The following is a 13272-nucleotide window of genomic DNA, read 5'->3' on the forward strand; positions in this document are numbered from 1 at the left end:
CTACTTATTTAAATAAATGACTGTATTGTCGTGGAATAGGTAAAGAAAATTTTTTAAGGGGGATTATTGAATAGTAAGAGGGGCATGTTTTCTGTTTCGTCTTTGAATCAACTGGAACTTGGCGTCTACTGCGCAGAGAAGAATGCCAGTAGGATTTGATTCATGTAGTTTCGATTTAAACCACACAGCTGAAAATACGTACTAAACCTGATTGTGGCACAAAAAAAAGTGAACACTTTTTACCAATTTTTGAGCTAAACCTTATATTAAATATGTAAAAACTGTTCTTTTAATTTTATGCAATACCTAAATATAATATTGTTCACCTTATACTTCCCTCTGCAAACTAGTCCTAATTGCACCAATGAAAAACGTATCAACGTTAAGTGCGGCCAACAACTAAAGCATGAGAGTTTCATCAAAATAAATCTCTATTGTTTATAAATTTACTGATATAAATCTAAAAAAGTGTTTTAAAAATGCTTAATAAATGGTGCTTTAGACATTGCGCTGATTCCTGCCTAAAGCACCAACTACATATTGTGTTATTTGTTTAAGCCATTTCAAATTTATTCGTTGCTACGGCAATTAGCATTTTATTACGAATAATAAGCTTTAAATCATGTTTTGGGATGATATAGCTAAACTCACTATTACCAACAAAGTCATTAAGCTTTATAAAGCTTTTTTTACAATAATGTAAAATTTCATTTTCAGATCCTGGGTATAAACTAGCTATGCGTATTCTTGCATGTCGACTAATACGCAACTTATCACCCTGGTAAGGAGGATATACAGTACGCTTCACTACCTTCTTAATTTCAGGTGTTTCAACCTTCTTTACTTGCTCAGGTATGAAACAAGTATCATAAACACTATTATTAGCAATGTTAAATTCACTATACTGCTTATTTACTGCCTTTCGCGTTAATGTGGGTGTTGAAGCTGTTGCACTGTTTGGAGTTACTAAAGCGAAAACCATAAGTGAATTTAACCATTGCGGATAACCATTAACAAACTTATTAGCATCGCCTCTATAACCGTACTGTTTTTGCCTTCCAATCATAAATTTATTAAAGGATGTTAAACTTAAGCCTGTTTTATTTCTGTTTAATGAATACTGAGGTAACAGTGCCACACAAAAATCTTTACAGCTACCATAGCCTAACCAGTTTGAACGAGATAACTCCCCCCTGCTATTAATCTGTTTGCCTACATCAGAAAATAACAAAGAATTATTATATTTATTTATAAGAAGACGTAATCGAATTTGATATTTTTTAATTTCAAAAGCCGATGATAAAGCAGAACATACACGACTTACATTAAACCCAATTTTAGAATTAGAAGAGAGGCATTTACGAATAATTGATTTCATGATTTTTCCTTAATAGTCTATTTAATAGCAAAACAATTTTTACTGACTAGTAAGTCGGCATATTTTAATTAGGGGAACTCTCCTTTTTAAACAAAAAACGGTCTTGTTTAGTCAACGTAAAGCTTTATTAAAGCCATTCCCCCTAAAAAATCAGTGCTTACCTATTGATTGAATCCTTCACACAAATAGGTGAGTTATGACTGACAACAATTTAAACCCTTTCTACTTGAATGCTGATAAAGAGATAACAGCAAATTTAAATGCGCTGTTATCAAGACAACAAATTGAATCTCTAACTGCGTATGGAATAAGTAGCCCTGAGCACTTCATTGCACTACTTTGTCATCGAGAGTTAGATATGACCATTTCTAATTTACTCGGTGTTAATCGTGAAGGTTTTAATATTTTGCTAGATGTATTAGGCATGCTTTTTCAACAAAGTGATGAAAACATTGAAGAACCAATCAGCACAGGTTTTATGCCACAAGGAGAGATGTTATGAGTCAATGCAACAAGAACGAATTCTCTAAATTTGATACCTTGCAAGCATTATTAATATCTGAGCACGGCTTTCGAAATATGCAACACTTGGCTGCATATACAGACAATGGTGAAAACAATAAGAAACTATCTGAATTATTGAAAATTGATATTGATAGTTTAGAAGCAATTGTTTCCTCCTATAAATTAAAACAACAGGTGCTTTTTTCAGCAACCAAAGCAGAATCATATTCTTTAGGGTTGTGTAAAAAGTCTAATGAATCGATACAGGACCAACGACCTATTACCTATTGGCCTGACACATCATCATGCCCACCTAAGGCTGACGTAAAAAATGATACCTTGGCATTTGGGGTAGAAGATCAGAAAATATATCCTACTTGCGAAGCTATGGCGCACGGGGTTACTGCCCAAGTTATTTCAGGTAACGAAGTTAAGTTTTCTAAAAAATTCTATAATAAGTTAATCCATCATGAAATGGGTAGCAGTGAAGCTGGTAGTTGTGCTTATTACGCACTAAAAGCAATCAAAAATTGGGGCATTTGCCCTGATAGTTTAATGCCTTATGAACCATGGGAAGAACACGATGATGACCACCAAGTTCTCCCAAGTGAGTTTATACTTCAATCAGCTAAAAAGTATAAATTTAACTTAGGCTATTATTCTCATGAGCCATCACTTGCCCTACCTATCATAAAGTCACTTATTTCGGGCCATGTAGAGCTATCACCTCGACCTATTCCCATCGGACTACCTCTTTATTCCAGCTTTAATAATGCATATACCCGAACATATGGAGAAGTTAATTGCCCTCTACCTGATGAGAAGCTTATTGGTTATCACGCTATGACTGCTGTTGGTTATTGCCAAGATGATTCATACCCAGGTGGCGGTTATATAATTGTACTAAATAGTTGGGGAGAGGAGTGGGCTAATCAATCAGAAGAAGGTCCTGGAATTTGCCGTATCCCTTACCGATATATTGAAGAATATGTTGAAGAAGTTTCAGTTATGTTACTAATGTCTGAATCACTTCCATTTTCAATTCAAAGAGCAGACATCGATGATAAAATGCCTTTAGTTGCTTTAAATCCATCCAGCTCTAATACAACAAATAAAAATGTAATTAATATTGGTAAATCTCGTACTGGTGAGGACATATACTGGAGTAGTGACATAGTACCCAACCAACATATGTTATTTGCAGGTAGCTCAGGTGAAACCAAAAGTAATACGCTAAAGCACTGGGTTGTACAACAAAAAACAGCACAATGTACTGACAATAACATTATCTTTGACATGCATGGCGAATACCCAGCATTTTGTAGTGCTATCGCAGATAATAATTACAAAAGTCAGTTTATAGACATTGCTGAAGTAGGCTTTCCATTCCAAGTACTAAGGGCTGTTGAAGGACAACCATTGGACTTACAGCGAGAAAGTATATTAGATTCAATTAAATCATCAGCACCGCAGATGGGCAATATTCAAATATCATTGATCAGAGATATTATCGGCCAAGGGTTAGCCGAGCAGTGGTCTAATTTAGAGTTACGGAAGAAACTTGAGAAAATAGAAGATCACAACACAAAATCACAAATATATCCATTTATCTTGTTATTGCGTTCTGATGGTCAAGACATTGAAACATACTTGAGCAATAATTTAACCGTATTTGATCTTTCTGCTTATCAAGACCCAAGAAGTCGCGCAGCGTTTGTAATTTTTACCACAGCACAACTTTTTCATCACCAAAGGCAACAGTTTTATCGTTTTGGTAAAGATAACTTCAACTCAATTAGGATCTGGATTGAAGAGGCAACAACAGTAAAAGAAGCCAAACAGTTACTTTCTGTATTGTTTGAACAAGCGAGAAAATTCAAGCTTTTCGGCACTTATATCACTCAAGTGTTATCCGATATTCCTACTTATATCAGTCGTAATTGCGCCACAAAAGTCTTTTTTAGATCAGCAGTAAAAGATCATAACGAATTAAAGAATAAAATCTTGCCAGATAAAATTGGTGAAGCCATTATTCAAATTGGTGAACAAGAGCATTTAGTACAGATCCCACATTGTGAAATTGATAATTTGGCTAAAGCAGAAAGCAAACTATACGCAGCGGCTTGCAAACCGGTAATAAAGAACACTAACCCAATTGAGAATACTTATGGTATTGACTTTGTAAAAGCTAAATATGCCCAACACTACATAAACACTCTTAGCCAGCCTTTTAGTTGGTTTGCAAAATCAAAACAACAGCAACATAACCTTGAATGGAAGTTGTGTTATAAATTCTCGCTTGACGAGAACCATTTAATAATGGACGCTCAGACAGGTGCCATTGTAATGCAGCTGGAACCCTACAAGTTGCTTCCTTGTTGGCAATCTTTATTGTTAAATCTTTCTCACTTTATTGATACTTCTGAGTTAAAAACAATGCCTAAATCCAAGGCATTGAGTTTATGTGAAACGGGGTTGTTTGGTTTTACAGATAACGGGATTGGTATAGCTCCGTTCTTAAAAGATATGCCAACAATATTACTGCCTGACTTAAATAGCCAACGCCCAGATGCAGCGCCAGAGTTTTCTGCTAATTTACTTAATCACTCACACTTGAGAGAGTTTAGGGCTGTTGTTTCAGCCCTATGGAAAATAACGCTACCCACCGTCATAGAGCCTGTTTATATACCCATTAAAAACAATAGCTAAATTGACTAAAACCCTGTGAAATTAATAACCTTATTTTGTTGTGACTTAAGGTTATTAATTTCGAACTCGCGCTAAGCCCATTCCCCCTAAAAAAATAGTCCTGCTTACTACTTGAATCATTACTACTTTCAATTATTAAAGGGTCATAAAATGAAAATTTTTAAAAATAAATTATCCGTTATATCTATGAGTGTTTTGGCAATACTACTTTTTTATAAGTTGTTATTACCAACAGTCACCCCAATTGTTCAGACAGCCCAAAATCCTATTATTCAGCCTAAAGAAAACTTGGCAATAAAAGAACCTGCAAGTAAACCGAAAAAAATACTGCGAGGTACTCTAACCAAAACATCTTCAACATTAGGGAGCAAAGACACTCTCCCTGTCTTAGAGGCCAGTACAACTAACCCAAATGCATATTTTAAATGGGTAATTAATAATGGCGGTAAAATTGTACTAACTCGTGGCGGTAATAATAAGGTTGTAGGACTAATTAATAATAACCTAAGAGTAGTAGCCCATGGAACATATGAGTTACCGGTAGGTATGGTACGTGTTGTCACAAATGAAGCGGCTAAAATTTGGAATGGAAGACTGCCAAATAGCGCGACTAGGGTATTAATGTATTGGCCAAAGATAAAACAACTAGCGTTAGAAGATAAGTTGTTATCTATGCCTTTTAGTGGTCATGCACAGCGGCTGAAAGCCACTTACACAGTCAAAGGTGAAAATTTATTAGTGAAAATCACACAAGTTAAAGCGTCAGGCTCTTGGCATGCAACCAATGAGCTAATTACTCTATAACATATTGATGATGAGCCCATAAATAACTTATGGGCTCATCAATTAGATTATATCAACGCACCTGCCCAAAACCTTTAACCCAAGTACACAAGTGCCTCACTTCATGCTCCGGCAGATTAGCTCGCTGGTTAATAAGGTAGCTTATGATTTCTTGGCTTATTTCTTTAGCGGCACTTTCTTTACTAAGCTCAGACCAATCTTTTGACGACATGTTATTAAATTTAGTCTGTAACGTATCAGGTAAAAACCATCCCAATGTAATAGGTATTACTTTTTGTCTCGGCTTCCTTTGAATCAACGCTTGTTGAAGTTGCTGTGTGAGAACAGGAATATAAGCTTCTCGCAGTAATTTTTCGATATGTGCTTTGTTATCCCAATCCCCTGTAGTTAATTGACGCTTAGCTGCAATCAATGCCTCATCTGGCTTTTTGAGTTTATTCCACGCTTGATAAAATAACGCCATAAACAATGGCATATAAAAATCAGAGACCGGCTGAGTAGGCGCAATAACATAGTCACTCCCTCTCAGCTGAAACCCTGCATTTACCCCAATAGGCTCTCCTTCCATGTGATGTACTTGCCCAACAACACACGCACTGAGCACAACAACTCTTGGGCGTTGTTGGCTACCCAATAATTGTGACATACCTAAGGTTTGGTTTTCTTTAGCATCCAGCACTAATAAAGTTTGTGCGGGTGATTGGTTATTCACTTGCCCATGACAGCTAAAATGCCAGTTATCATAGGTTTTTGCTGCTTCTTGTTGCCACAGTTGTTGTGTTGCATGAGCGCTAGTTATAGACTCACTTTGCGTAAGTGCATTAATAATACTTGTTTCTGCATGTACGAACGGAATTGGCCGCTGAGTACCAATCGCATCATCGTGGTGAATAGCAATACCAGTGGGTTTCATTGAACGCTCTGGCGATAGATCGTCATGATGATGACGTTGGTAAAAAAATAAGATACCTGGGTAACTGTTTACTTGATGTCTCTCTGGCGCTGTGTTGTGAAGAGGTAAGCTATGCAACTTAGTACTATGACTAATCACGTGCCATTGATTAACTTGCGGCAACAATATTTGTAATGGTTGCCAAAAATGCTTTTTAATATGCACGTCAAGAGCGCTAAGCTCAGCGTTCATCAATGAAGGAGTATCAATTGGCACTACACCTGAAAGTGAAACATATTCACCTTTAGCGAAGTGGTCATCATTAGCAGCAATACCCGTGGAGAACTTTAAAATATCATTGAAACACTTTTTAGGAGCTTCTACTGCTCTAATAACTTCGTTATTAAAGATAACAAAATGATTTAGTGGTTTACTAAATGTTTTTTTGTTTACTGTGCCCTCTTGCTCTGCTTTAGAAGATGAGTAAAAGCCCCTTAGCCCTCCTCGCTGCCCTAGATACAGATTATCATGATACTTTATATATGCATCTACATAGTTATAAACCTTATTAAAATTTAATGGTGCAGAATAAACAACATATCCATTATGGATAGCGCAAGCATATACCTGGGTTGTTGCTTGATTATTTTCTTCATCATTCAATTCTTGAACATCAAACAATAAGACAACAACTTCATTACTATTGCAATGCTCGGTTAACTTTTTAGGTGTGACGCACAAATGTTGACGTGAAAACAAAAAATCGCTATTTAGTTCTAACTCTGACTTTTGAGCCATTAACTCTTCAAGTTCAGCTATTTTATGTTGAAAAATCTCATCACGATAAATATTTCCATGCTTATATTCTTCAACGGTCAATGTCTCAACCGTATTTCGATCAACAAAGCTTCGAGAACTATCACAATCTAGATCATCCAAGCCACTTTTTTCGCAATAAATAAGCCGCAAATCAAGCTTTAGCATTCTTAATTTGCGTATTACAACTAAGTATTGTTTAAGGAGGTCATCATCTGAGAATTCAGCCTCCCTTACTTCAAGCTCCGTTAACATCAATGCTGCTAAGTCTCGACCTAGCATAGCAGCTAGAATGCTTGGTATATCCTCTGGAGAGTGTTTAATGGCTATCCCTAACCATATACTATGTACCTTAACAAACTTCTGTTTAAAACGTTCTCTCTGTTCATTTTCAGCAAAATCAATCTCCTCTTGGATAACTTGACTCAACTCATGTAAACAAAAAGGTTTGGTATCAATTAGAAACCTATCAGTAAGTACTTTTGTATAAGTAAAGACATCAGATACTTGTTTAAACCAATCATAATCTCTTCCTTTAGTTAACAATAAAAGACCAATTAGCTCTAATAATGAAGGAATAGCACTTTTAGGATCGGTTTTGATAAACAGAGCGACTAAATCATTCAAACAAGAGATAACATCGGGATGTAACGAGTGAGATATATTTATTCTACGCAAATAAACTTTTCTTAATATGGACTCTGCTTCCCTGTATTTTTTTGCTCTCAGATACCACATTGCTAGATCATGTAAAGAAGACAATGTAGAGGAATGATACTTCCCATGAATTTTAAATTTATTTTTATAAACATAGCGAATATTTGTAAATGATTCAGTAAGGTTATCTAGAAATAAGCTACATGTGGCCATACATGACAAGCAACTGAGTGTGCTAGGGTGCTTTTCTCCTAAAGTAAAACGCATATTATCGAAACATTTCCGATATATTTTCAACGCCCGAGCTTTATCACCATTTTTAGCATGTATACTCGCAATTGCTTGTAAGGAAAATAGCGTAGTAATATGATTATCACCTAAGTTTTTCTTATTGAACTGGAAGCACATCTCCAAATGTAAAATAGCTTCATTAAAAGAACCTATACTTGCAAAGCATTCTGCTAAATAGCTCCTAGCCTCAACTGTTTTCGGGTGTTCGTTACCTAAAATAGCAACGTGTTTATCATAATTTAATTTAGTAAAATATATGTACTCTTTGGTGTTGCCTAGCTCTTTATGACAACGGGCTAATGTATAAATATTGGATAAACCATCTCTATGGCCTTTATCTATTAAAGGAATATCTTGTAAATAGCATTCTTGTAAAATAGGAAGGGCATTTTCCGCTTGATCATTATCTATGTATTTGGCAGCCAATACATTTGAAGAGAAACGAGTTTGTTTATGCTCTTCGCCCAACAACCTTGCATGCTCACTATAACTTATTTGTGCGTACTTTAGAGCACTATCATTATCTCCAATGTCATGGTAAGAGCTAGCTAAATTATTGATATAGGTAAGGGTAGCCTTGTCATCAGAGCCTAAGACCTTATTCGCCAATTCATACACCTTTTGACGATATGTTAATGCCAGCTTAGGTTGATTTGATTGGCTATAATAATTTGATAGAAAAGCTAAACTAGAAATAGTACGCTTATGGCTTTCACCTAATACCTTTCGGTGAACATCGTAATTTTTTTGACAAAACAACTGTGCATTCGCCATATCGTTTAGTTCCAAATAAATATGGGCTAATTTATTTAAAGTATCTAGGACTTCAACACACGAATCACCATAGAGTTCTTTAGTATCTTTATATTCCAATTGGCACAGATAAAGGGCATTCTCTATGTCTCCAGAACTGTAATAACAAAGATATAAAAACTCTCGACACAATTTTGCATGCCCTTCTCCTTCGCAAGCATTTAAATAGTAATTATAAGAACTTTTAATAAATGGTAGGGCATTATAAGGATCATCATTCGCTAAATAGCAAAACCCTATAGAAAAGGCTGTTTCAATGACCTTTCGAGAATCTTCTCCGAATAGTTTCACTTGATTATCGTAGCACTTTAAATAAATAGGTAACGCTTTATTAAAATGATTAGATTTCTCATAACAATGTGCCAAGTGGTATTGAAATACTGTTGTTTCTACATCTGTTTCACCATTGATACTTTTTGATAACTCATAACCAGATTTATTGTAAATGAGAGCACTTTCATAATTTTTCTCTTGCTCATAACAAAAGGCTAAATACTTCAGTATTGGTAACAAGCTTGAGTGCTTTTCTCCTTGTCGTTCAACGGTAATAAAGATGCAAACCATATACAAAGGTTTAGCCTTAGCTGTGTCATCAGACAAAGCTAAGCACTCGGCTAACTTCATTAAACTAATTAGTATAGAGGGATGTAATTCGTCATAAATAGAAAGCTCAATTCGAAGTCTTAAAGTTATTAGAGTAACTGCATCTTTATACAATTCTCTGTCCATCGATTCTTGAATCAATTTACTTAAAATTTCAAAAGCTGCTTGTTCATCTATATTTTTAATGGATAAATAGGTCTTATTTTCCTCTAATTGAAATAAATTAGTTTGGTTGATAATAGAATTTTTAAACGACTTTACAAATAACACTTCATTTTCTGTTAATTCTATTTTATGGCTATATGGCTCAAGAACGGCTTTCACCATTTGCAAATCAAACTTTTCAAGTTCTGACATTAACATTCCTTTTTTATATTCATTTGTTAATTGAGCCTATTGAGAAAATACTGAATTTAAAAAACACGGTCGTAAACTGCTAAAAAATAACATAAAATAAACACCTTAAACACTTGCAACAGCTTTAAAATTAAATCTAAACGCATAGATAGAGTTTAATGTATTCAAGATCAACGCGCCTGACCAAAGCCTTTAACCCAGTACATAAATGCCACACTTCATTCTCTGGCAGATTAACTCGCTGGTTAATAAGGTAGTTTATGATTGCTTGGCTTTTTTCTTTAATGACAACTTCTTTAGTTAACTCAGACCAATCTCTGATGACATATTGAAAAATTTAGCCCCTAACGTATCTGGTAAAAACCATCCTACTGAAATAAGTATTACCAATAAAGATGTTAATAAAATAGTGATTAAAACTTCCCTCATATAATTCCTTAACATTAATTACGAAACCATTATTGGCATTAATAAAGCAAGATGATTTTATTCAAGGGAGTTAGCAGTTAAAATTATTACAAAACAGTTACTCATTAGTAACTGTTCCCTAGGTTCTAGAGCAAAAAATCATGCTTGTTAGTGTTATTGAGACGTTTTTTCTAGCACTACAAACTCTGCTTTTAAGTTATTTAAAACGACCATTGCCTGCTTTAGTGCTTCTTTACTATCAACTTCAGATTTATCTGTAGGGGGTAAAACCATTTCAACAGCACGTTCAATGTCATCTGGCGTATCATCTAAATCAATGGTCAGGTCAAGAGCTTCTACGCTGTATTCATTATTGGCAATGGCTTCGGGCTGAAAGTGAGGCTTAGGCTTATTATCATTTATTAATCCATCAGGCACACTTAGAAGATGAGTTCCACACTCTAGAATTCGCTCTTGCATTGGTTCAATACTTTCGACCAACTTACCAATTTCAGTGCAGGTACTTACACTTGGCGAATCGTGTTTAAAATATTGTACATATCCACAAAACAGTAGTGCACAAAACATAATAGCTAAAAGTAAATTTTTCATCAGCTGTATCCTTTTTATAGTTGGTTGTAGGTGAACAATTCACCTACAACCTAGGTAGAACGACTTAATTTAGGGGGAATTAATTTTTAATCGTTCGCAATGTAGCAAGTGTCACTGCGTTATTCGTAGTTAAGTTGGCTTTGGCAGGTGATTTATTCCCATTCGGCAATTGCTTATAATGGTCAGTAAACTGTTTAACATTCTCTGATGTTGCCTGAGCTAGCAGTTTTTTTTGTTTTTCTAATACCTTTTTGTCGTTTTTGACTGCTATTTGTGTTGCTCTCTTCTCTTCTTCAGGCACTTTATAGTCAGCATTACTAACTGGTGTAGGCACATCATCAGGTGTCAATTGCGTTGATGACGACACCTTTGCACTAGCCATGACCTCAATGGGCTCGTTAAAGTTAAAACCAAACTCAGTTATTAAGGTCAACATCAAAACCGAAAAACTAACACCCGTTGCAACATTTAGCATGTCTTTGGTAAGTATATTCATCATTGTGCTCCTAGTGGCTTAACGTCACATTGTAATTGTTGTCATTTAAGTTGGACCAAAGTTCTGCTACTTGCTTCCACTCTGTATTGTCTCTTGGCTCTAATGCAATCAGATCAACCGATGATTTTTTTAGCTCTTCAAACAGCAGCTCTTTAGATATAAGTTTTCCATCAAGCCAATATCCACTTGGAGAAATAGCAACCTTTTTGTTTTTCAAAGAAACCCCACCTTGTGGGGCCTGCTCTTGGGGTTTCGTCAGTTCATCAGGAGATATCGGCGAAACTCCTTTTTCAGGACTCCAACTTATAATCATAATCACGACCAGACCTAAAACTATTTCAAGAAAGAAACGGTCAATTGGTGAACTTTTTCGCGCTCTTATAGGTAATTTTTTTAGTGTGGAATTATTTGGCATGATTGTTTCCTTGGGCAGGTTGACGACGAGTAAGCACACGTTCAAACGTAGAACTAAAAAATTTACTTACGGCATAGGCACTGATACCAATTAAAGTACTAATGAGTGACTGTAAAAACATGGTGACATCAAGTTTCTCACCCGTATTTGCAGCAGACACCATGGCAATGATAGTACCAATAAGGCCAAGCGTAGCAGCAACATCTCCCATATCTTCTGCATGAAAAACATCAGATAAACGCTCAGCATTTGGCTCTTTGCGCAAAATAAATACTCGCCAATATATCGTGAGCATATAACTGATTAAAAAAACCAAAAAAGGTAGGGTTGGCCCCGCAATATCTAAGGCATTTGTGAACATTTCAGAACTCACATTATTGCGCAATAAAAAGGCTCCAATAATGGAGATGAAAAGCAGTAGCCATGCACGGCCGCTAGTGTTATCAGTTGTTGTTCTGGTTTTATATTTTAAAGACATAACGTTACCTACTTTTGTTGATTAAGTTTTCTGCTAAATAAGTTGCGAAATTTATAAGCAATGAATTAATAACTCGATGCTTTCGGTAAGTAAGCAGATAGGTATTTTTTAGGGGGATTTAAAAAGCCAGTAATAAAATTACTGGCTTTTTTGTTTAATATTCAGGAGTATTAATTAGGTATTTCTTATTTGACCAAATCCTTTAACCCAAGTGCACAAGTGCCTCACTTCATGCTCCGGCAGATTAGTTCGCTGGTTAATAAGGTAGCTTATGATTTCTTGGCTTATTTCTTTAGCGGCACTTTCTTTACTAAGCTCAGACCAATCTTTTGACGACATGTTATTAAATTTAGTCTGTAACGTATCAGGTAAAAACCATCCCAATGTAATAGGTATTACTTTTTGTCTCGGCTTCCTTTGAATCAACGCTTGTTGAAGTTGCTGTGTGAGAACAGGAATATAAGCTTCTCGCAGTAATTTTTCGATATGTGCTTTGTTATCCCAATCCCCTGTAGTTAATTGACGCTTAGCTGCAATCAATGCCTCATCTGGCTTTTTGAGTTTATTCCACGCTTGATAAAATAACGCCATAAACAATGGCATATAAAAATCAGAGACCGGCTGAGTAGGCGCAATAACATAGTCACTCCCTCTCAGCTGAAACCCTGCATTTACCCCAATAGGCTCTCCTTCCATGTGATGTACTTGCCCAACAACACACGCACTGAGCACAACAACTCTTGGGCGTTGTTGGCTACCCAATAATTGTGACATACCTAAGGTTTGGTTTTCTTTAGCATCCAGCACTAATAAAGTTTGTGCGGGTGATTGGTTATTCACTTGCCCATGACAGCTAAAATGCCAGTTATCATAGGTTTTTGCTGCTTCTTGTTGCCACAGTTGCTGTGTTTCATACGCGCTGGTAACAGACTCACTTTGTGTGAGTGCATTAATAATACTTGTTTCTGCCTTTACAAAAGGAATTGGCCGCTGAGTACCAATCGCATCATCGTGGTGAATAGCAATACCAGTGGGTTTC

Annotated in this window: 10 protein-coding genes; 3 read left to right on the top strand and 7 right to left on the bottom strand. The window is 35.8% G+C overall.

The window, feature by feature from the left end:
• Positions 1–553 precede the first annotated feature (553 nt).
• Entirely contained in the window at positions 554–1378 is an 825-nt protein-coding gene (locus tag WDB87_RS04075; protein ID WP_337849138.1) for a hypothetical protein, read from the bottom strand.
• Between the two features lie 196 nt (positions 1379–1574).
• On the opposite strand from WDB87_RS04075, the gene WDB87_RS04080 reads away from it, so the two are divergent.
• The 3 genes from WDB87_RS04080 (at position 1575) to WDB87_RS04090 (ending at position 5395) form a co-directional block, all read left to right on the top strand.
• Positions 1575–1880 carry a hypothetical protein gene (locus WDB87_RS04080; protein ID WP_337849139.1) on the top strand — a complete coding sequence of 102 codons (306 nt, stop codon included), beginning with the start codon at positions 1575–1577 and terminating at the stop codon, positions 1878–1880.
• Complete coding sequence (locus WDB87_RS04085; protein WP_337849140.1) at positions 1877–4591, top strand: hypothetical protein; 2715 nt, start codon at positions 1877–1879, stop codon at positions 4589–4591. Before WDB87_RS04080 ends, WDB87_RS04085 begins: the two co-directional genes overlap by 4 nt.
• Positions 4592–4741: 150 nt before the next feature.
• Positions 4742–5395, top strand: coding sequence for a hypothetical protein (locus WDB87_RS04090; RefSeq protein ID WP_337849141.1), 654 nt, complete (start codon positions 4742–4744; stop codon positions 5393–5395).
• 52 nt (positions 5396–5447) lie between these two features.
• Here WDB87_RS04090 and WDB87_RS04095 read toward each other — a convergent pair whose 3' ends face one another.
• The 6 genes from WDB87_RS04095 to WDB87_RS04120 all read right to left on the bottom strand — a co-directional run.
• Entirely contained in the window at positions 5448–9824 is a 4377-nt protein-coding gene (locus WDB87_RS04095; protein ID WP_337849142.1) for a tetratricopeptide repeat protein, read from the bottom strand.
• A 582-nt stretch (positions 9825–10406) separates the two neighbouring features.
• Positions 10407–10844, bottom strand: a complete 438-nt coding sequence (locus tag WDB87_RS04100; protein WP_337849143.1) for a hypothetical protein — start codon at positions 10842–10844, stop codon at positions 10407–10409.
• A 79-nt stretch (positions 10845–10923) separates the two neighbouring features.
• Positions 10924–11343 (bottom strand): hypothetical protein, encoded by a 420-nt coding sequence (locus tag WDB87_RS04105; RefSeq protein WP_337849144.1) that lies wholly within the window; start codon positions 11341–11343, stop codon positions 10924–10926.
• A gap of 7 nt (positions 11344–11350) precedes the next feature.
• Complete coding sequence (locus WDB87_RS04110) at positions 11351–11755, bottom strand: hypothetical protein (RefSeq protein ID WP_337849145.1); 405 nt, start codon at positions 11753–11755, stop codon at positions 11351–11353.
• Positions 11745–12233, bottom strand: coding sequence for a hypothetical protein (locus tag WDB87_RS04115; protein ID WP_337849146.1), 489 nt, complete (start codon positions 12231–12233; stop codon positions 11745–11747). The genes WDB87_RS04110 and WDB87_RS04115 overlap by 11 nt, the downstream gene beginning before the upstream one ends.
• A 174-nt stretch (positions 12234–12407) precedes the next feature.
• The coding region (locus WDB87_RS04120; RefSeq protein ID WP_337849147.1) for a CHAT domain-containing protein at positions 12408–13272 on the bottom strand (865 nt) is incomplete at its 5' end.

This window comes from Pseudoalteromonas sp. C12FD-1, assembly GCF_037414265.1.
GTDB lineage: Bacteria > Pseudomonadota > Gammaproteobacteria > Enterobacterales > Alteromonadaceae > Pseudoalteromonas.